Below are 21,214 nucleotides of genomic sequence, written 5' to 3' on the forward strand. Positions count from 1 at the left end.
TATGTACTTACATAATAGTAATTTATCAGGCAATACATTGGCTTGCATTATTAAACAAATGCGGCTTGCAGAAATCAATCCAGATTTTGCAAACCCATCGCAATCTTACTATGCTTCTCAATTTGCCCCATAACTTGTTTTGCTCGTTGAATCACCACCGCAGGCAAACCCGCCAACCTTCCCGCTTCAATCCCATAAGACTTATCAGCGCCTCCCGGTTGAACTTGGTGCAAAAAGATAATTTGGTCGGGTAATTCCTTGACTGTCACCTGATAGTTAGCCACATTCGGTAAAATGCTGGCCAGTTCATTCAATTCATGATAATGAGTGGCAAAAATTGTGCGTGACCGAATATCCACTGCTATATATTCCGCCACCGCCCAAGCTATAGAAAGACCATCAAATGTCGCTGTCCCGCGACCAATTTCATCTAATAATACCAGCGACCTAGATGTGGCATGATTGAGAATATTTGCGGTTTCATTCATCTCGACCATGAAGGTAGATTGACCAGTTGCAAGATCATCTACTGCACCTACACGGGTGAAAATGCGATCGCATATTCCCAATCTAGCAAACTTAGCTGGTACAAAACTACCAATCTGCGCCATTAACTGAATCAATCCTACCTGACGCAAATAACAACTTTTGCCACTAGCATTTGGCCCAGTAAGAATGATCAAATCGGGGAGTGGGGAAATTTCTTCTTCACTACTCCCTACTCCCGATTCCCTACTCCCTAATTGAGTGGAATTCGGCACAAAGAAACCCGCAGGTAAAGACTGTTCCACCACCGGATGACGACCATCAACAATGTTTATCTCCCTTCCTGACAACATTTCTGGACGACAGTAACCTTGATGCACCGCCAACTCAGCTAAACCACACAACACATCCGCCGCAGCCACTGCACGAGATAGATTGCGAATTACCTCCGCCTCTTGTGCTACCTCTTCCCGCAACGCCGTAAAAATCTCATATTCCAACTGATTTAAATCATCCCGCGCCGTGAGAATCCGCGCTTCCCGTTCCTTCAAATCTGGGGTGATGTAACGTTCCTCATTGGTCAGGGTTTGCTTGCGGATATAATTAGCGGGTACTTGATCGGATTTGGTGCGGGAAATACTGATATAATAACCAAAAGTTTTATTAAATCCTACCTTCAGTGTTGAAATTCCCGTCTTAGCCCTCTCATCAACTTCTAAATTAGCAATCCATTGCTGATCCGCTTCTACAGTCGCCTTCCTCTCATCCAACAGGGAATTCACGCTAGGGCGAATTAATCCACCTTCCTTGATTTGTATAGGTGGCGACTCTACAAGATGCGCGTGTAACTTTTGTGCTAATTCTTCCAACACACTTGGGACTTTCTGCAAAGCTTTGAGGAAGGGAGAGCGCGTCTGGGCGACCAAGTAGGATAATTCTGGTAAGCGTGAGAGTGAATCTGCCAAAGCCACTAAATCTCTAGCATTAGCTGTACCAGAACCCGCCCTTCCTGTCAAGCGTTCTAGGTCATAAATTTGGCGTAACAACTGCCGCAAATCTTGACGTAGGGGCGTATTTTCCATCAATTCTTGGATGGTATCTTGCCGCGCCCGAATGCCTTTAATATCGAGTAGTGGTTGCAATAACCACCGCCGCAAAGCCCGCCCACCCATCGCTGTACTAGTTTTATCTAATGCCCAGAGTAGGGAACCGTGAAAAGTGCCATCCCGGACAGTTTGAGTAATTTCCAGGTTACGGCGGGTTTGATTGTCAACAATTAGGTAGTCAGTAACAGTGTAGCTGCGGAGTCTTTGAAGAGTGACTGGGTTTTCTTTTTGAGTATCTTCCAAGTATTCTAGAAGACCGCCAGCCGCACGGACGGCGAGAGGAAGATGATCGCAACCGAGTCCTTCGAGCGATCGCACCTTAAATTTCTGCAATAATCTTGGTCTAGCTTCGGCTTGGGAAAAAGGAACTTGCGATCGCAAACTATAACAAAATGATGATGGCAAACACTGGGGAAGATGTGGCGAAGTTTCTCCCGGACGCAGCAAACTACCTAAATCGGGCGCATTTGTCGGAACTAACACCTCTGAAGGTTGCAAGCGCATTAATTCCTGTGTCAAATGTTCTAAATCACTACCTTGAGTTGTGAGGAATTCCCCTGTGGAGATGTCTGCATAAGCTAAACCCCAATGATTTGCAGCAATTACTACTGCTGCTAAGTAATTATTGCGACTTGATTTGAGCATTCCCTCTTCCAGCAAAGTGCCGGGAGTCAAGATGCGCGTTACTTCCCGCCGCACCAATCTACCAGCAGCTTCCGAAGCATCTTCCACTTGGTCGCAAATTACGACTGCATAGCCTTTTTCCACCAGCATCGTCGCGTAGCGTTCCCATGCGTGGTGCGGAACACCAGACATCGCCACTCGTCCCTGTTCTCCAGCTTGCTTACTAGTGAGAACTAATTCCAATTCTTGCGCTAGTTTTACAGCATCTTGGAAATAGCATTCAAAGAAATCTCCTACCCGATACAGTAATACGGCGTGAGGATACTTATCCTTCGTCTCGACATAGTGGAGGTACATTTGACTTAGCTTGGTGCGGTCTACCTGTCGATGGTCGGAAATAAAAGTACTCGCGTCGGGTTTGGTAGATGGAGTTTCAGAGTGAGAAGCGGTCATAGATGCTACTGAGTTACGCGCGGAAATTCCCCAATATCCGATGATAGCTTGATGTTAGAGAGGAATGGCGATCGCTCAAGAATTTTTTACCCTTCGTTATATTAGCTTGCTGATGTCGCCATTGTTGCGCCTAATGTGGTGAAGAGGCGATCGCAGTATGGAGAAGCCTGACGTACTTTGTCCACGTCCAGCGATTCTAAAAGCTTCGGAGCGTGTCTTGTTTTATGATATTTACCCTTTTCTGTGTGGCGAGTAGCTGCGTTAAGCCATACTTTGAGAGTAGCTTTAGAAACTTTCTCTACGTTTTGTAACTGCTTGATTCCACGCAGAATTTTATCGTCTTTAAATTTTTTACCATAAAACTCTCTTAAAGCATCAAGATCAGCAATAAACCACGCTTCCATTGTTTGCACCATCAGGTGACACTGTTCATCTTCAAAATTGACTGCATCTAAAATCCAAGGGTGATCTTCTGTTCTATTTCTCAGATGTTCCCAAGGTGTAAGAGTTGAATCAACTGGAGATTCAGCATCAATTAATAAAACATTGAAAGCTTCTGGTTGAGACTCTAAAGCAATTTTAAAATTTTCATAAGCATCACTCCGTGAGCCACACATAACGATAGATATTTTAATGTTTTCACCAGCAATATCATATAGTTCTTGAAAAAATTTTATAAAACCTGGGCGTAGTCCAGTTGTGGTTTCTTTTCCACTCCTGATCCCACTACGAAAACCTGGGCGTGGTCTGATTAGCAGTTCAGTATCATCTTCATCTCCAGCACCCTCAATGTAAATGTATATCTTCATTACCAACGATTTCCACCAATTTGCCCCATCCGCCAAAGATCACCAAGCGTATACTTTTCTAACCATTTTTTCAATCTCTCAGGTTCCTGACGATGGAGGTGGCTACCTTTTTTATCTCGTTCACAAACTATGACTGATTCGGGATATTCACTCAAAGCAGAAACTAAAGCATCAGAATGAGTTGTCACTATTAATTGTGTTCTCTGTGATGCTTCGATTAGCATTTCGGCAATAGTAGATAAAATATCTGGATGTAAACCAATCTCTGGTTCTTCAAGACAAATAAGTGGTGGTGGAGTTGGGTCAAGCAGTAAAGCCATTAAAAATAAATAGCGAAGTGTACCATCAGATAACCGATTTGCAGGAATTGGTTGAATAAGTCCTTCTTCACGAATAATTATCTGTACTGTACCGCCATATATTCTTACATCCAATTCTTCGGCTGACTCATAAAATTTTCTCAGCTTTTCAATAGGATTTCTCCTACCTATTTTGGATTGTAAATCATTTAAAAATAAACCTAAATTACTCCCGTCTTCTAGTAAAGGATGTTGGGGTAAGTCAGTTTTTTGAGCATTTCTTGGTTCTGAATATCGCCCCATTTGCCAGTCACGATATAAAGCTATATTAGAAAATGTAGTGCTGAGATAAGAGAGTTGTGGATATAAATCTGGATCTGTTCGCTGAGAGAAAATAGATTGGTCTAGTTTCAGATTGAGTGGGTTAACATATAAGTCTCCCCTACGCAAATCTGGATACCCACTATTATAGCGATAGTAAGAAATGAGAATATTATCAACAGAATTTTGGTACTGATTTTCTATTACTTCGTCTATTAAATCTAGCCTTCCTCTAGTAGACGTGAAGCTTAACTGATAATGTAAGGGTTGGAATCTTTCTGGATAATTAACAATAGCTTCTATTTTGGCTACTGGATTTTCCTGTCCACCCTTCCACAGAAACTCACCAATCCCTCCCCCTTGGCGAAATGGGGCAGGTAAGTCTGTGGGTGTTGCCTTTAAAATTCCAATTGCTTCAATTAAATTCGATTTCCCAGAAGCATTAGGGCCAATTAATACATTTAGAGGTTGCAGTTCAATTTCTTCACCCTCACTTCCATAAGAAAGGAAGTTTTCTAATCGCAGAGTGCGGATAAATCTTTTACCTTCCATTCAATTTTCCTATTTAGTTAATTATCTATATTCTATTAATGTCATAGATACTAATAATTACGCACGGAAATTCCCCAATATCCGATGATAGCTTGATGTTAGAGAGGAAGGGCTACGCCTACGCTCAAGTATATTTTACCCTTCGTTATATTAGCTGTCTACGATGGGCTACGCCTACGCCAAAAGCCTATAAAATATCAGTGTTAATGCTTAATCATATAGACGGTTTTTTGTAAGATTTTTTGAAGCATTAAACTATGACATTTGGAAGTGCGGAATATGGGCTACATATTCTAAAAATTTCGTTGTTAACCCAGACCTGCTACTGCACCAAATACCCATTCCATATTGCAAATCTCCGTTCTGCCATTTTTTTTGCCGAAATAAAATTTCCGACAGGTCTATTGAAAACTATATTACTGGATTCCAAACCAACCGCCAGTATCACCACCAGCCCAACCTCCAGAGCGTGCAGCAGGAAATGTCTGATTGCAAAGAGTTTTGAATTCTTGAGCAGCACTAATATCTTTACCTTCATAACCCTTGGGTTGAAATATCCGCCCAATGTATCCACCTTGTAATCGGATTTGACCCATTACATAAATTCCACCACCAACAGAATAAATACTTCCTTGTTGATTGTGAGAATAACAAGCAATATAACCACCATCTTGCAATGTGTACTTGTTAACGGTGGGCAAAATTTTCTCTATATATCCAGGCGCTGGCCAGTTGACAACACCCCCTTGGGCGCTAACATATACCCTAAAGTCTTCTGGTAAAAGATAGTCTGTCACTTGAGATACTAAAACAGCAGGTGCAGTACTAGTTGTCTGAGCTTGAGCTACAGTAGACTGTACTACTGGAAAACATAATACTGTTGTAACAAACAAAGTTAAAGTAGATGCAATAAACTGTTTTGTCTTCATTAGCCGATACTCCTTTTGTTACACTAGAAATCTCCAAAATATTAGTATTCTGCGGTAAAAGAACATCATCAGAAGTTTTTTGAAATGAAAACATGAAACACTATTTTACCACTCTAGTATGCTGCTACTAAGCGTATACTTAAAAGTGTAGTTATACACGCATAAATTTTTATAAACCCAAAAAATTAGCCCCCTCCTTGCTTGCAAAGAGAGGGCTGAACTGATCTGAGAAACAATTCGTAATTTTTGGCTTAAATTACGAATTACGAATTACGAATTACGAATTAATTAATATCCGCCTTCTTCTTCGTATTCTGGCTGTCTTTCCTTGACTTTCTTGGGAATATTCACGGGCTTCGGTGCATCTTCCCAAGCATCGCCCTCTACATCGTCATAATCATCGTAATCATCAGCATAAGGCTTACTATAGGGCTGGGCTTCATACTTTAGCGGTTGCTGGGGTTGTTGATACCTGTCGCTGCCCGTTGCCTCGCTCCAGTTATCTTCTTCCTCATCTTCTTCGTATTGAATAGATTCATACTGCTGCGCCTTCATTACCTGACGCTGTGGCCTTTCTTCTTCCACATAATCTTCATTCCATTCCTCTTCCCGCGCTACGGGTTCGGGGGCGCGAACTTTTTGCTTGGGTGGCTGCAATGGCACTCCGCTAGGCAGTTGATTGCCGGGTGCAACTTGTCGCGGTGGAGTATAGCCGTATTCTTCTTCTGTATCGCGTTCCCACGGTGCTTTGCCGATACCCAGGCGCTCTAGTAAACCGGCTGTCAACTGGTTTACTCTTTCTTCGGCTCCCTCAAACACAATCAATCTATTGGGGCCAGTGCTGACAATTTCATCCACTGAGAACTCGTAAGTACTCAAAATTTGATCGGGAATTTGGGGCAATCCTAAAGAAGCAATGACTATAGAGTTAAGCTTCCCGGTTTCGGCGTTGAACTTGAAGCCCCGAACTTTGCCTAATACTTCACCTGTTTCTGTAATTACTTCCCAGTTAATCAGATTACTGAGAGATTCAACTTCGATATCTTCAATTACATCTTCGTTATCAACCAGGATGACATCACCAATCTGGTTGATGTTGTTGAGGTACATATAGCGCGGTATGCCCGAAATAGAGATCAGGCTGTCTCGCAAACCAAGAGCCACAACCTCTCGTTGATCAATATCAACCCAGACTTGACTGATGATGCCTAGCCGCTTGCCGTTGTCGCGGGTAATCACCTGGGTATTTAATATGTCGGAACGCCTAATTATCTGTTCAGAGGTCATTCTATACCGAGTCCTGATCTCGAATCCGGTTTAACGCGATGTGCGACTTATTCTTGTCACCCCTCTCCAAACCTCTCACGCCAGTTGCTACAACGGGGGGAACCCCCGCAACGCACTGGCTTCCCCACAGGGAGAGAGGCTTTGATTTTTGCTGCCCAACCTTTTTAAGGAAGGGGTTGGGGAGCCAGTGCGTTGGGCGGCTGTGCCGACTTGAAGCATCTGGCGTGGTTAGGTTTGAGAGAAAGTCACACATTAGGTGGTTTATCTATACACTATTATTAACAAAAACTCAAGCAGATGTATTGGATGATTGTAACTTAATCCCCAAAACTTGAGTGTAAGCTCCTCGTGCTTGAGTAACGCCAATTGTGCGTTCGGCTGATTCTATCATCGGACGACGCAAACTCACAACTATAAATTGCGCTTGTTGTGACTGTTGTTTAATCATTCTAGCTAATCGTTCTACGTTTGCCCCATCCAAAAACATATCTACTTCGTCAAAGGCGTAAAATGGCGATGGGCGATAGCGTTGCAGGGCAAAAATAAAGCTCAAGGCTGTGAGTGATTTTTCTCCTCCAGACATGGAAGCTAGGCGCTGTACGGGTTTGCCTTTGGGGTGCGCGACTAAATTCAGTCCACTGCTAAAGGGATCTTCGGGATTTTCGAGTTGTAAATAGCCGTCGCCGTCGGAAAGAATGGCAAAAATCGATTGAAAGTTTTCGTTGACAGCATCGAAAGCTTCTTTAAAGGCAAGTTGCCGCAATGTGGTAAAATTCTCAATCCGTAAAAGTAATTCCGTGCGTTCCCCTTCTAAGGTTTGCAATTTTTGGGTGAGTTCCTGGAGACGGTTTTGGGTGCGTTCGTATTCTTCCAAGGCCAGCATATTCACAGGTTCCATTGCCTGTAAGCGTTTGGTAAGCGATCGCAATTCTTTCTGCAATTCTTCCAAGTCTACCTGATCTGGAACTTCCGGCAACGGATTTGGTAATTCTGTTCCCACATCCCGCAACTGACTTTGCAAAGCAACTAATTCCTCCCGCCGCTTCTCTTGGGTTTCTTGGAGTTTTTGGATTTCCCATTGCAATTGTTGTTGGCGCAAAAGATGCGATCGCACTTCCAGTTCTGTGGCGTCGCGTTTTTGTTTCGCTTCTCCTAAATTTTGTTCCAGAAGACTGAGGTTGGCGCGGGTTTGGGTGATTTGATCGTCTATCGTTGTGGTTTGGCTGGAGACGCGATGAATCGCGTCTCTACAAGAGATTTGTTGGGTTTCGTATTCGGTGATTCGCGTTTCTGCTTCTTGGATTTTTTCTTGCAAACGTTGTTGCTGATTTTCTAAATTTTTTAATCTTTGTTCAGCTTCGCGTAATGCTGTCTCCCGTTGTTGCAATTGTTGCTCTTGAATTTTAATTGTCGCCTGGATTTGTTGCCATTCGCTGGGGGTTTGCGATGCTTCCAACTCGGCTAAATCGTGTCGCAATTGTTGCAACTGATTTTCTTGTCCTGGTAATTCCCGCTCTAAAATTTCCAATCGAGCTTGAGCAGTGGCTAACTTTTGATTATTTTGGGAGAGTTGCGATCGCGTCCCCTCTAATTGCGCTGTTAAACTCTTAATATCTTTCTGCAACTGTTCCAATCGCAACTGCTGTTCGCGCCTCGCCTGTCGCGCTTCTGTGAGTTCTTGGGTGAGTTTTTTGGTTCTGGTTGATAAAGTTGCGATCGCTTCAGTACAACGCTCTAAAACCCGCTCAATGTCCACCAAACGACTTCTGAAAGCGATCGCTTCATCAGATTCCGCCGCTTCCGCATTCCCAAACCGCAATGCCGAACGCTGAGTATTACTACCACCAGTCATTGCACCGCTAGTTTCCAGAAGTTCTCCGTCTAAGGTGACGATGCGATACAGTCCTAAGTTTTTCCGCGCCGCCTCAAGGTTGGCAAATACTACCGTGTTACCGAAAACATAGCTAAATACATCTTTGTAACGGCGATCGCAATCGACTAAGTTAACAGCATAGTTGATGAAACCGTTGGCAAAACGTAGCGTTGCATCTTGAGTAAATTTGGGAGCGTGAATTTTATTCAGTGGTAAGAAAGTTGCCCTTCCTGCACGTTTCTGTTTGAGCAGTTCAATCCCGGCTGCGGCGATTCCATCATCTTCTACCACAATATGTCCCAAACGTCCACCAGCAGCCATTTCTAAAGCTAGCTGATGGCGGGGTTCCACCTTTCCTAACTGCACAACTAAACCACAAAGTCCAGGCATTCCCGATTGTAAAATGACTTTACTAGCTTGGGTTCCTTGGACTTCTTGCTGTGCCTGCGCTTGCGCCTCTATTTTATCCAACTGGCGTTGTTTTTCCCGTTGTTCAGAAAGTAACCGTTTTTGGGTTTCCTGTTGGATTTGCAGTTCTTGTTCTGTGGCTGAGAGATTTTGGGCTAAATTTTGAATGGGTTCGCTAGAGGCGTTAAATTCCGTTTCAACTTGATTACACTCAGCTTGTTTTTCTGCTAAAAGGGGTTCGTCACGTTCAATTAACTGGGTTTGCTCTTGGATCAGCTGCTGTAACTGGTGATTGCGTTCCCTGAGTTGTGCTTGTTCGGTGCGTTGCGGTTCCAGAGTTTGCAGCAAAGCTTCAATTTGACGGTTGAATGCTGTTTGTTGCTGCACCCACGCTTCCGAAGCCGAGGCGATTTCTGCTGCTGCTTCGCGGGAGGTTTCTAAAGCTTGCTGTGCTTCATTCCTTTGCTGCTGGGAAGACGCGATGAATCGCGTCTCTACAATGTGTGTTTCGGCAATTTCTTCTAGGGAAAGACGGTGTTTTTGAATTTCTTGTTGAGTTTGAGCTAGACGTTTGGCTGTTTCTTGAGAAGCTGTTTCTAATTCCGTTAGCTGACGCTGGAGTTGTTTACGTTCTGCTTCTTGGGTGGCGAGGGTAGATTGTACCGCCAAAAGTTCCTCTTCTCCCAATGCTTTCACATGGGCATTGAGTTGTTCCAGTTCAGCAGTTTTTTGGACGATTTCAGAATTTAGGTTTGTGAGTTGGGTAGTGAGTTCAGTAGAATTGCGATCGCCAGTTTGAATTTCGTTAACTAACTTTTCTTGTTGTGCTTGGAGCGATCGCCATGATAAAACAGCTTCCCACGATTGTTTAGCTAGAAATTCCGTGCGGAGTTTTTGATATTTCTCAGCTTTAGCACGATCTTGGGAAAGGCGATCGCGCTGTGCAGTTAATTCCGTCTCGATAATCCGACAGCTATCTTCTTTTTCCTTCACCTCATCTAAAGTTGATTTAGCTTGGACAATTTTGCGATCGAATGCCGCCACCCCCGCCAATTCATCAATAATTTCCCGACGTTCCCGCGTATTCATCGAGATGATGCTGGTGACATCCCCTTGCAGCACCACGTTATAGCCTTCAGGATAAACCCGCAAGTTACTTAGTTGCTCATGCAATTCCGTTAACGTGCAAGCTTCACCATTGATATAGTAATTCGATGTGTAAGTCCCTTGGTGAGTGACTCGCAGCCGTCTAGTGACACTCCACTCTCCCGATTTTGGATTTTGGATTTTGGATTTTGGATTTTCTTCCTCTGCTTCCTCTGCTTCCTCTGCTTCCTCTGCTTCTTCCCTTTGTGTCTCTGTGTCTTTGTGTGAGATTTCATCTGACAAATCAAATGTCACCGTGACGCTAGCCTCAAGAGAAGCCCGTCCTTTAGCCTTTTGAGTATTATTTACCAAATCTGGCAAGCGATCGGCTCGCATTCCCTTAGAACTGGAGAGTCCCAGGCAAAATAGCAGTGCATCGAGAATATTAGATTTACCCGAACCATTTGGCCCAGATATGACAGTACACCCCGGTAGCAAAGGGACTGAAGTAGTGCCACCGAAGGATTTAAAGTTCGTAAGTTCCACGCGCTTGATATGCACCATAGGCAAATCACACAATATCAACCTTTCCAGCCTTCACTCTCTCTTAAATTGCTCACTTAATGCTCAAACAAGCTACTTTCAGCATTCCCAGAGGATTAATCAGTATAAAATAATACTCGTTGGTCATACTCAAAAAATGCTCATATTTTCCCGGTCATAAGCGCTGGTTCACTAGGCTAATGAAGAACAAGTGTATCAACTAATTAAAAATTCGCAAGAGGGTAGGGGGAAGAATTAAGGATTATCGAACCACAGAGGCGCAGAGAACGCAGAGGGGGGAAGGAGAATGGTGGTTCAGAGAAAGCCACAATACTGCTAGAGTTAGCACCCGCACGAGATTGAACAACAACTAGATCAACTGATTCCAGTCTTATTTTAGATAACTAATTGGAAAGACGATAAACTGATTCAACAAGTTGGCGTTGGCAAAGCGATCGCTATCACTTTATTACCATTTATTGCAATAGTATTTTACACGTATGTAAGATGATTTTAGAGGTAGATATAATAATCAGCTAAATTATGCAACTAGAAGATTATTTCGACTTTCAGCGTCCAGACGATATTCGACTCAAAGGTACAAGAGTAGGAATTGAAACTATACTCTATGATTTTATCCACCGCGCTCGAACTCCAGAAGAAATTGCCAACACTTATACATCACTAACATTAGAACAAGTTTACGCGACTATTCTTTATTACTTGCACAATAAAGAAGCTGTAAGCGCCTATATAGCTGATTGGTTGGAGTGGAGTCACAGAATGCAGGAAGAACAGCGACGCAATCCGCCGCCAGTTGTAATCAAATTGAGGAAAATGATAGCTGAAAGAGATGCAATAAAAAAAACACAGGATAATGACTCTCAAATATCTGCTGGATGAAAATGTTGCCCCTCTTTATCAGGTTCAACTCAAACGACAAAAACGCGATTTAGGAATATCAAAACCAAATTCTTCACTTATCACTGCTTCAATAGCGATAATACCCATAATGTATAGTTGTTCTTCTGAAGGAGTAAATCAATGGCAATTACCTTAGACGCAAGAAATCTCAGCCTGGAAGACGTTCAACGCTTGCTGAAATTTGAATAACAGTTAAATGGCTCAATTACATCATTACTATGCCTGGAATCTCTCACAGACTTTGAACAACAAGAACTGTCACAAATCCGCAATCTATTTCGTAGTTACTATGCAGCAGGTAAAATCTCGGAAGGGCAAATAAAATTCCTCTTTCTTGCACCATTAATGAAGTTAGCTGGCTTTTATAATTCCAGTATTAAGATTACCTTAGAAGAAAATATTGCTGATATTTCCGTCGAGGATGAAGATACAAACATTAAAGGACGGATGGATATTTTGGCTGTTAATAAGACTGAAGGGAAAAAAGTCACTACACCCTTTTGGATACTGGTGCTTGAAGCTAAAAATAGCAGTATTAATGCCTCAGAGGGTTTGCCACAATTGCTCACCTATGCATACAAAAGTCTAGAAAATCAAACATCAGTTTGGGGTATGACTACCAACGGAATGGATTACCAGTTTGTCTATATACAGCAAGGGAATTCTCCAATTTATCAATTATTACCAAAACTAGATATAACTCGCTCTGAATCTTCAATTGAGTTGCTGCAAGTTCTCAAATCAATCTGCCAGTTGTAGTTCAATTTTATTCTCTTCTCTTAAAATCTACAGTGAGTAGTTTTCTCTTGCAAATTACTTACCCAAGTATTTTCCCTGAGTTTTCAGTATTACTACACGGAATTAAACATTTAGAATAATTTTATTATGGTTATTTGCACTGAGTTAAATGGCAGCTAATTTACACATAATATAATAAATATTAGCGAAATGAACTCAGTAATGTTTAGACTGCTGCTAACGAAAAAACTTAATTCTAGAGAAAGTAAATGGGACAAGACCACAAAACCCCCTTGTCCTTACCAGCGCTAATTTATGCAAACACTGCTAAACAACCGCTATCGAGTAATTCAGACTTTGGAAAGTGGCGGATTTGGTGAGACTTTCTTGGCAGAAGATACCCAAATGCCTTCTAACCGCCGTTGTGTAATTAAACAGCTTAAACCAATTCAAAATAATCCTCAGATTTACCAGTTGGTGCAAGAAAGATTCAAGCGGGAAGCGGCAATTTTAGAACAGTTGGGTGGCGCAACTAAACAGATACCCACCTTGTATGCTTACTTCCAGCTAAATGGTCAATTCTACTTAGTTCAAGAGTGGATTGAAGGTGATACCTTAGCTAAAAAAGTTCACGAGCAAGGCTCATTAAGTGAAAGTGCGGTAAAAGAAATATTAGTAAGTTTATTATCAGTAACAGAATACGTACACAATCAACGGATTATCCATCGAGATATCAAGCCAGATAATATCATTTTGCGTCATGGCGATCGCAAGCCAGTGCTGATTGATTTTGGCGCGATACGGGAAGCGATGGGAACAGTGGTAAATTCCCAAGGAAATCCTACTAGTTCGATTGTGATTGGTACGCCTGGATATATGCCAAGTGAACAAGCAGCAGGTAGACCAGTTTATTCTAGTGATTTATATAGTTTAGGAATCACAGCAATTTATCTCCTCACGGGGAAACAGCCACAAGAATTAGAAACAGATCCATGTACCGGGGAAATTGTCTGGCACAAACATGCTCTGAGTGTGAGCCAGACAATGGTATCGGTGATAGATAGAGCGATCGCCTACCATCCACGCGATCGCTTTTCCACTGCTAAAGAAATGCTAAAAGTCTTGCAATTTGGTGCAGGAACCTTCTCACCTAAAGTAGCTTATATCCAACCACCAGCAATAACTGCACCTGCTGCAACACTTCAAAAGACAGTTTCTGTCAGTCCAGCGCCTTCGTATCAACCTGTTCATCAAAATAGTGGACACAGAGAAATATTTCTCCCCAGTCTAATTGTAGGTAGTTTGATTGGTGGTTCTATAATCATTGGTTTTGCCCTGACTAAATCACCTCAACCAGTGGTACAGTCAAGCGTTTTATCTGAATCTTCCCCAACCCGCGATCAAGTGCAAAATACACTCACACCTGCACAATCCCCAGTTTCTATCACTCCAGAACCTACCACAAGTAAAGAACCACAGGATCAAGAAGTATCACCTGTACGATCGCAATTTCCTAGCCCCAGCCAATCTGCTCAACTGCCTTCTTCAACACAGCCTCAAATCGATAGAATAACACCAGAACAAGCTGTGCAAAATTATTTTGAGACTATTAATAAACGTGATTTTCAAACTGGATGGAATCAACTATCTCCTAGCTATCAAAATAATAAAAGCCGGAATCCAGATGGCTATCTTTCATATATTGACTGGTGGGGGGGAAAGGTTCAAAGCGTAGATATCGAACAAGTTAGTTTGATAGAAGCAACTGCACAAACAGCTACAGTCAATGCTAAAATCAAATACTTGATGAACACTGGAAAAGTAATTCCTGGTTCTGTACGCTTTTTCCTTTTATGGGATGCCCAAAATAGCAGATGGATTGTTAATGATACCAAATAATTCCCTCGTGGAATAAACCCTGATCATCAAATATCACAGTTGTAGGGGCAATTCATGAATTGCTCCTACAACAGATGTGGCTTTCAACTCATCCATTTCTGGTATCTCCTGTCAATGCGTAAGTCCTAATATCTACGAATTTTCTTACCTTTATTTGAGCAAATAAAAAACAGGACTTACATCTGTGTAAGTCCGTGTTTGGCTTTAATGCCGATGTTAACTGAGAACTTAAGTTATTCTTTTATGGCTTTTTCACAGCTTCAACTTTTGCTTCCACCTTCACCGTCTTTACACCTTGAACTTCTTTAGCCAAGGTTTCAGCTTTCTGTATTTCTTCAACAGAAGTTGCTGTGCCTTTGAGGATAATTTCACCCTCTTTGTTTTCAACTTGTAACTTATTGCCTGGTAAGCCTTTGTTCAACTTTTTGCTAACTTCGGTTTTTAAGTCGCCTTTGGCTTTTGTTGCTGCCGTTTTTTCAGCATCGGTTTTAACTTTAGTGCCTGTGTTAGCTGCTAAAGGAGTCGTTTCTTTTGCTGGAATTTTGGCAGTAGTTTGATTTATCTGCGAAGCTGGCATTGCTGGTGCTTGAGTGGCTTCATTAGTAGTGCTAGGAGTTTCAGAACCAGTTTTAGGAGCCTCTTGACAGCCAAAAGTACCAACTACCAAAACGCCACTAACTAGCAATAAAATTAGCTTTTTCATTATCTATCTCCTAATTGAGTACTTGAAGCGATTAATTGAGGTGTGTGTCACGGTGAGGAGCAGATGTTAAAAAACAATTAAATGTGAAGCAGTAAATGTACCCAAAGCTTGCACTCAGGTTACTGAAAATTGAAATTTGGACGATTTCTTGAAGCTAAGATTTTGCAGCCATTTTTCAGAAATGCCAATTCAATTTTCCTGACGGCTGCTAACCAGGATGGCTCTGCATACAGCCTGTAGCTCTCGATGAATTTAACGTAGATGCACAGTAGCTCTCTCAATGGTAGATTATGCCATCCCACAGTGGTGACTCGATGTTATCAGATTTTAGTCAGTTTGGCGATGTCTACGACGGGCTACGCCTACGCAACTAAAAACTTCAGCATTTTGGCAATCCTATGCCAGCAAAGTTACCAACAAAATGTTACTTTAGATAACTATGGCTTGCTTACAATACCCTAAATATCAGGAAATATTAGCTAATGCCGTACCTAACTTCCGCCCACGAAATTCGTGCCATTGTTGCTGAATATACCAACGCTAAAACGCTGTGGATAGATACAGAAGTAGCTGACTATAAAAGTCGTAATCCCCGACTATCGCTGATTCAGGTATTAGATAATCCTCAAGATATGAGTGGCGATCGCGTCTATCTTTTAGATGTCCTAGATCAGCCTAACATGATAGCTGAATTTATTGATGAAATTATGATAAATTCTGCTATTGAAAAAGTTTTTCACAATGCCAGTTATGATCTAAAGCTTCTCGGTAATAAGAAAGCTAAAAATATTACCTGCACTTTGGAAATGGCCAAAAAAATTCCCTACTATCTTTTGCCATTACCCAATTACCAACTCAAAACCATAGCTACAGCACTTTGTAGCTTTAACAATATCGAAAAACAAGAACAAAAAAGCGATTGGGGAAAACGTCCCCTAACTGAAGAACAGATAGAGTATGCTTACCTAGACTGCATTTATCTTGCTCAAATACATTTAAATTTGTTAGGATTACAAGCCCAAGCCAGCCCCGAACCTGCAACGGAGGACTTAATATCACTAAGTACCAGATACTCGCAACTTGAGCAGCAATGGAAGTTATTGAATTCCGAATTTAACCATTTACAAGAACGCATGAAAAAAGCTATGCAAGCTCAGAATATATCGGAAAGTTCTGATTATAAGCTGACTAGTTATGAGCGGACTACAATCAAAGCTACATTTAGAGAATTGGCAAGTCTAGCACAAACTCAAGATATTAATTTAGATTTTCCGATCACACTAACTCAGAAACTCCAAAAAGATTTAGGGCAAAATCTAGAACATCTGTCTGTAGATATTGACAAAACTACCTATTGGCGGCTAAATTCCAAAACTCAAGAGAGTGAAACTGAGGATGAGTAAATTGTTCATCAGGCTAGAAATCCCAGAATTTCTACAGCAAGTTTTATACTTTGTAGTTCATAATTGCTTTGACAAATAACCATTAAATAAAGCTATTGAATATCACATAAATTTGTCAATTCACTTTACACTTGGATGAAAAGTTAGAATAATTATTGAGTTAAAGAATTAAAATCTAGATTTTGCTAGTAATTTATTTCAGGCGTTATAGCAGTTTATATTAACTTATGAGACGGCGTTTATTTGGGCAAAAGCGAACAAGGGTAAATAAAGTATTTACCATAGCTATTTTTACTGCATTGACTGCAATTAGCAGTGTTTCTTGTAGTAAGAATGAAAATGTATTGGTGACAGAAATCGGAGTTAGTCCCGCTAGCCGTCGTTCAGCTACAACTTCTATTGGTGGGAAATTCTATATTCAGGGAAAGGATCAGCATTTAAACGGCGACTTGCAAGCCGCGATCGCTTCCTATAGTAAAGCAATTGCTCAAAATTCTCAATATGGCGCTGCCTACAATGGTCGGGGATTAGCCTACTTTGATTTGGGAGACAAGGACAAAGCGATCGCAGATTACAATCAAGCACTTCGCATCAATCCTAACGACGCTGAAGCCTATAATAACCTGGGAAACGCCCGCGCCTCACTAGGAAGCAACAGAGAAGCAATCAAAGATTACAGTGAAGCGATTCGCCTTAATCCCAACTATGCCGAAGCCTACAATAACCGGGGAAATGCCCGCGCCACCAATGGAGACAAAAAAGGGGCAATAGATGATCTTGACCAAGCAATTCTCCTTAATCCCAAATATGCGATCGCTTATAATAATCGGGGAAATGCTCGTGCTGCCAATGGAGATCCCCAGGGTGCGATCGCAGATTACAATGAAGCCATTCGCCTCAATCCTAACTTTGCCCCTGCTTACAATAACCGGGGAAATGCCCGCGCCACCAATGGAGACAAACAGGGGGCGCTTAAGGACTTGGAAAAAGCAGCAAACATTTTTCAAAGTCAAGGTAGCAACGACTTATACCAACAAGTGATGAATAACATCAAAGAACTTGGACGGTAGTCAAAAGTAGGGTTTTAGTTAACAGCAAACAGTCTAACGAGTTATCTTGTCGGATAACAAACAATTTGCAGCATCTTCGAGTCATCGAGCGTCGGAAACCCTTCACTGGCGAGGAAAGCGCTACTGACATTGAAAGGCTGCAATCTTTTTTTCTTTCATAGCCTTTAGCTTTTCAAGCGTACCATTTGCCTTTGATCTAGATCAACGAAACTCTTACGCTGTATTCATTGAAAGCGGCGGGAAACTCCATCCCCTTGTGGGTGGTCGAGGTTGCTCCCCCCAACCCTTGGGGCATAGGGCATAGGCCAAACAGGTAACTTCTTCCCCATGCCCTATGCCCCATTCCCCATGCCCAAAAACTCAATTCCCAAGAGTGGGTGGAGTTTTTTATTTTGACTTTTGAATACGTGACTTCCGCCTTGCGGTACTAGCTACTATTAATATTTGAGTAAAAATGAATTACTTGTGTCCCTTTTACGTAATGTAATAATTGCCAAAGTTTGCAGTGATAATGCTAGTTTGTAAAAGAATAGTGAATCTCAAAAATTAATTAAGCAACGAATTATTTTAAAAGCGTTGTTTAAGTTTTTGAACTCAGAAATAAATTTGTGTATTTAGAGATTCATTCCGGTTGATAGTAATTAAATTCAGGTGAAACAGATGGAAAATCTAAAACTAGAGAATCTAGATAACGAACTAATTAGTTTTGATTTAAGTCCAGAAGACATGGAGGCAATCAAAGGTGGTACAAGCGTGCCAGTAGATATCTCAACTGATAGGAAATGCCCATTTCCTATTGTGAATAAACCCCCCCATATAATTATAATCGTTGCAAGACCACCCGCAAAGACGACTTAATCATTAAATTGAAAGATTAACTTTAAGAGGATGTTTGAAAAGTCTAATTTATTACTAGTTATAACGACTATAAGTCTCACGCCAGTTGCCCAATACTTTTCAAATATCCTCTAAGGTTTGTATCTACTCCTACCCATGCTTAATTATCCAATCATGGGTAGAAATCATACTAAATCTAGTTTTTTAAGATAAAACAGATGAACATTGTTAGTGAGTTGGCGCTTAATTATTTACAACGTTATAACTGCCAGATTCTTGAAGATTATCAAAGTGTTTTGAGACAGGCTTGTGAAATTAATCCACCACCACATGGTATGGCATGGTACGGTAATTCCTATCGTCAGTTTGCTCGTAATGCTGAGTGGTTCTCTAATTCCCTGATTACTAACAGTGCTGAAGAAGGAACTGGTTCTAAACAAGTTTGGCAATTCTCGGAGCAGATCGAAAATCAGGAGTTTGCCCAGTTGGTGAGAAATCACTCGATTGATGAGTCGCGCCACTCACTAATGTTTGTGGCACTGTTGAATATTATTTTTCCAACCAGAATAGAAGTAGATTTCCGCACACAGTTGAAAGCCTTATCTCCGCAATACTATCACCACAAGCATCCGCCCCTAGTACCCATTTCTTCAGCTCAGATAATGGATGAAAAGTTGGTGATGGATGAGATTATCCAAATCAATCTCTTAGAAATTCGGGCATTAATTCTACAATTATTGTTGCGTCCAGTACTGCAAGCATATTCTACACCTAAGGACTTAGCAAAAGTAACTCGAATGTCTGATTTGTTGATTTTCGATGAAACTAAGCATATTGAGTACTCTGGTTACTGTATTGGTAGGTACATCGAGCAAGGTCATGAATCTTGGGTGCGGGAAATGATGATTTACCGTCAAAAGACTGTTAATGAAATGTTTTTAGAAGATTTGGAATTAGCGGATTCTGTTGGCACTACTATTTTACGGACACAAGATCGCTCGTAACTGTTTAGGTTTGCCTAGCTCAACAAATCAGTTTCCACGTAAGTTATGAGCGGCTTTCGCCGCTTAGACTTATTTGTGCTTTGACATTCATCACATCCCAGAACCAATGTGGATGCGATCCTCAACTTCCGCAAATTTGTCTAGTGCCTCCTGTTCAGTACTCAATAGTGAAACGACGATCGCCACAATAAATGCCAGTGGTATACTAATTAGTCCAGGATTTTTTAGCGGAAAGGGTGCAGAAGCGTGCTTGAGAATCGTTACCTGAATAGTAGGTGACAAATAAATCAGCACTAAAGAGGAGACAGTACCTACTAACATACTCGCAACCGCACCGTTGGTGGTGAAGCGTCGCCAAAGCATTGATAAGAGCAATGCTGGGAAGTTTGCACTAGCTGCGATCGCAAATGCTAAACCTACCATATAAGCGACGTTTTGCCCTTTAAACAAAATACCTAAGAGTATCGCCACTAACCCCAAAAGCATTGTCGCACCACGAGCCACTTTCAGTTGTTCAGACTCGTCGGCATGACCTGAACGCACCACATTCACCCATAAATCGTGGGACAATGCAGCCGCACCTGAGAGCGTCAACCCCGCCACTACCGCCAAAATAGTTGCAAAGGAAACAGCCGAAATAAAGCCTAAGAAAGCATCACCACCGAGAAATTCTGCTAACATCGGCGCAGCCATATTACCACCAGTACCAATTTGCTTGATGGCATCTTGACCTACTAGCACCATCGCTCCAAAGCCCAGGATGAAGGTAAGGAGATAAAAAACGCCAATAATAGCTGTGGCGTAAGTAACAGAGAGGCGCGCGGCTTTGGCATCGGGTACTGTGTAGAAACGCATCAGGATGTGGGGTAATCCAGCAGTGCCGAACATCAAGGACATCCCCAAAGAGATAGCATCCAAGGGATCAGAAACCAGTTTGCCCGGAGCTAATACACCTGTATACTTTTCAGATGCAGCCGCGAAAAGAGCGATCGGGTTAAAGCCAAATCGTGCCAGTACCAAGATAGCTAGTAAGATAGTTCCACCGAGCAACAGAACTGCTTTGATAATTTGTACCCAAGTGGTGGCAATCATCCCGCCAAAAATCACATAAGCCATCATCACGCAACCGACGATGACCACAGCTAATTCATAATCAAAGCCAAACAATAGTTTGATTAGCTCACCAGCGCCTACCATCTGGGCAATTAAGTAAAAGCTAATCACTACTAGCGTTCCAATCGCAGATGCGATGCGTACAGGTTTTTGCTGCAAGCGAAAAGCTACTACATCTGCAAAGGTGTATTTACCTAAGTTGCGTAGTGGTTCGGCAATTAGGAACATGACAATCGGCCAGCCCACCAGGAAGCCGATAGAATAAATTAAGCCGTCAAAGCCGTTGAGTGCCACCAGTCCAGCGATACCTAAAAAGCTAGCTGCACTCATGAAGTCTCCCGCCAAGGCCAGCCCATTTTGGAAACCGCTAATTTTACCGCCAGCTGTATAGAATTGTGCCGTATTTTTGGTGAGCTTTGCCGCCCAATAGGTAATGCCTAAAGAACTGGCAACAAACAGAAAAAAGAAAGCGATCGCTAACGGGTTAAACTTACCAAGACTGGTAATATCCGCCGCTAGTGGCAGATCAAACCACATACTATTCATGCTTTTTTGGTTTAGTATTTGGAAATTTGGACTAGAAATTGCTAATGGGCATTGGGCATTGGGCATTGGTAAATAAATCAATGTTCTTTTTCCCTTACTCCCTCATCTCCCTCATCTCCCTCATCTCCCTCATCTCCCTCATCTCCCTCATCTCCCTCATCTCCCTCATCTCCCTCATCTCCCTCATCTCCCTCATCTCCC

The 21,214-nt window shown here is 42.0% G+C and carries 14 protein-coding genes and 1 pseudogene; 7 read left to right on the forward strand and 8 right to left on the reverse strand.

The features are described 5' to 3' along the window. Positions 1–74: 74 nt before the first annotated feature. From mutS to smc, 6 genes are all read right to left on the reverse strand, one after another. A complete protein-coding gene (mutS, locus tag V7L05_RS05355) occupies positions 75–2,669 on the reverse strand; it encodes a DNA mismatch repair protein MutS (protein WP_335162494.1) in 2,595 nt (864 codons plus the stop codon). Positions 2,670–2,770: 101 nt separating this feature from the next. Beyond that, entirely contained in the window at positions 2,771–3,478 is a 708-nt protein-coding gene (locus tag V7L05_RS05360; RefSeq protein WP_335162496.1) for a DUF4276 family protein, read from the reverse strand. Further along, positions 3,478–4,650, reverse strand: coding sequence for an AAA family ATPase (locus tag V7L05_RS05365; RefSeq protein ID WP_335162498.1), 1,173 nt, complete (start codon positions 4,648–4,650; stop codon positions 3,478–3,480). Before V7L05_RS05365 ends, V7L05_RS05360 begins: the two co-directional genes overlap by 1 nt. 416 nt (positions 4,651–5,066) lie before the next feature. Then, positions 5,067–5,579 carry a hypothetical protein gene (locus V7L05_RS05370; protein WP_335162499.1) on the reverse strand — a complete coding sequence of 171 codons (513 nt, stop codon included), beginning with the start codon at positions 5,577–5,579 and terminating at the stop codon, positions 5,067–5,069. 288 nt (positions 5,580–5,867) lie between these two features. Further along, positions 5,868–6,866: a PRC-barrel domain-containing protein gene (locus tag V7L05_RS05375; protein WP_335162501.1), complete on the reverse strand. Its 999-nt coding sequence runs from the start codon at positions 6,864–6,866 to the stop codon at positions 5,868–5,870. 289 nt (positions 6,867–7,155) lie between these two features. Then, positions 7,156–10,797: a chromosome segregation protein SMC gene (gene smc, locus V7L05_RS05380; protein ID WP_335162503.1), complete on the reverse strand. Its 3,642-nt coding sequence runs from the start codon at positions 10,795–10,797 to the stop codon at positions 7,156–7,158. 522 nt (positions 10,798–11,319) lie between these two features. Between smc and V7L05_RS05385 the strand changes: the two genes are divergently transcribed. From V7L05_RS05385 to V7L05_RS05395, 3 genes and pseudogenes are all read left to right on the forward strand, one after another. Then, complete coding sequence (locus V7L05_RS05385; RefSeq protein ID WP_292826882.1) at positions 11,320–11,679, forward strand: DUF433 domain-containing protein; 360 nt, start codon at positions 11,320–11,322, stop codon at positions 11,677–11,679. A gap of 141 nt (positions 11,680–11,820) precedes the next feature. Beyond that, positions 11,821–12,459, forward strand: a pseudogene (locus V7L05_RS05390) (restriction endonuclease subunit R). Between the two features lie 294 nt (positions 12,460–12,753). Beyond that, on the forward strand, positions 12,754–14,337 hold the full coding sequence (locus tag V7L05_RS05395) for a protein kinase domain-containing protein (protein WP_335162505.1): 1,584 nt from the start codon (positions 12,754–12,756) through the stop codon (positions 14,335–14,337). Between the two features lie 241 nt (positions 14,338–14,578). On the opposite strand, the gene V7L05_RS05400 is transcribed toward V7L05_RS05395, so the two are convergent. Next, the gene (locus V7L05_RS05400; RefSeq protein WP_335162507.1) at positions 14,579–15,040 is read right to left on the reverse strand and encodes a BON domain-containing protein; all 462 of its coding nucleotides are present in this window, start codon (positions 15,038–15,040) and stop codon (positions 14,579–14,581) included. Between the two features lie 482 nt (positions 15,041–15,522). Here V7L05_RS05400 and V7L05_RS05405 point away from each other — a divergent pair, with 482 nt between their 5' ends. The 4 genes from V7L05_RS05405 (at position 15,523) to V7L05_RS05420 (ending at position 19,354) form a co-directional block, all read left to right on the forward strand. After that, entirely contained in the window at positions 15,523–16,443 is a 921-nt protein-coding gene (locus tag V7L05_RS05405; RefSeq protein ID WP_335162509.1) for a ribonuclease D, read from the forward strand. Positions 16,444–16,670: 227 nt separating this feature from the next. Beyond that, positions 16,671–17,513, forward strand: coding sequence for a tetratricopeptide repeat protein (locus V7L05_RS05410; protein ID WP_335162511.1), 843 nt, complete (start codon positions 16,671–16,673; stop codon positions 17,511–17,513). Positions 17,514–18,173: 660 nt separating this feature from the next. Then, the gene (locus V7L05_RS05415; RefSeq protein WP_335162513.1) at positions 18,174–18,371 is read left to right on the forward strand and encodes a hypothetical protein; all 198 of its coding nucleotides are present in this window, start codon (positions 18,174–18,176) and stop codon (positions 18,369–18,371) included. 197 nt (positions 18,372–18,568) lie between these two features. Beyond that, entirely contained in the window at positions 18,569–19,354 is a 786-nt protein-coding gene (locus tag V7L05_RS05420) for a hypothetical protein (protein ID WP_335162515.1), read from the forward strand. 90 nt (positions 19,355–19,444) lie between these two features. On the opposite strand, the gene V7L05_RS05425 is transcribed toward V7L05_RS05420, so the two are convergent. After that, a complete protein-coding gene (locus tag V7L05_RS05425; protein WP_335162517.1) occupies positions 19,445–21,094 on the reverse strand; it encodes a sodium:solute symporter family transporter in 1,650 nt (549 codons plus the stop codon). Positions 21,095–21,214 lie beyond the last annotated feature (120 nt).

Source organism: Nostoc sp. (assembly GCF_036917755.1).
In the GTDB taxonomy this organism is placed as follows: Bacteria; Cyanobacteriota; Cyanobacteriia; order Cyanobacteriales; family Nostocaceae; genus Nostoc.

What these genes read in the sequence shown, in the direction of transcription:
- V7L05_RS05395 (WP_335162505.1), top strand. Translation starts at nt 12,754, where the DNA reads ATGCAAACACTGCTAAACAACCGCTATCGAGTAATTCAGACTTTGGAA.
- V7L05_RS05375 (WP_335162501.1), bottom strand. Translation starts at nt 6,866, where the DNA reads ATGACCTCTGAACAGATAATTAGGCGTTCCGACATATTAAATACCCAG.
- V7L05_RS05370 (WP_335162499.1), bottom strand. Translation starts at nt 5,579, where the DNA reads ATGAAGACAAAACAGTTTATTGCATCTACTTTAACTTTGTTTGTTACA.
- V7L05_RS05410 (WP_335162511.1), top strand. Translation starts at nt 16,671, where the DNA reads ATGAGACGGCGTTTATTTGGGCAAAAGCGAACAAGGGTAAATAAAGTA.
- V7L05_RS05360 (WP_335162496.1), bottom strand. Translation starts at nt 3,478, where the DNA reads ATGAAGATATACATTTACATTGAGGGTGCTGGAGATGAAGATGATACT.
- V7L05_RS05420 (WP_335162515.1), top strand. Translation starts at nt 18,569, where the DNA reads ATGAACATTGTTAGTGAGTTGGCGCTTAATTATTTACAACGTTATAAC.
- V7L05_RS05415 (WP_335162513.1), top strand. Translation starts at nt 18,174, where the DNA reads ATGGAAAATCTAAAACTAGAGAATCTAGATAACGAACTAATTAGTTTT.
- V7L05_RS05365 (WP_335162498.1), bottom strand. Translation starts at nt 4,650, where the DNA reads ATGGAAGGTAAAAGATTTATCCGCACTCTGCGATTAGAAAACTTCCTT.
- V7L05_RS05400 (WP_335162507.1), bottom strand. Translation starts at nt 15,040, where the DNA reads ATGAAAAAGCTAATTTTATTGCTAGTTAGTGGCGTTTTGGTAGTTGGT.
- V7L05_RS05385 (WP_292826882.1), top strand. Translation starts at nt 11,320, where the DNA reads ATGCAACTAGAAGATTATTTCGACTTTCAGCGTCCAGACGATATTCGA.
- smc (WP_335162503.1), bottom strand. Translation starts at nt 10,797, where the DNA reads ATGGTGCATATCAAGCGCGTGGAACTTACGAACTTTAAATCCTTCGGT.
- mutS (WP_335162494.1), bottom strand. Translation starts at nt 2,669, where the DNA reads ATGACCGCTTCTCACTCTGAAACTCCATCTACCAAACCCGACGCGAGT.
- V7L05_RS05405 (WP_335162509.1), top strand. Translation starts at nt 15,523, where the DNA reads ATGCCGTACCTAACTTCCGCCCACGAAATTCGTGCCATTGTTGCTGAA.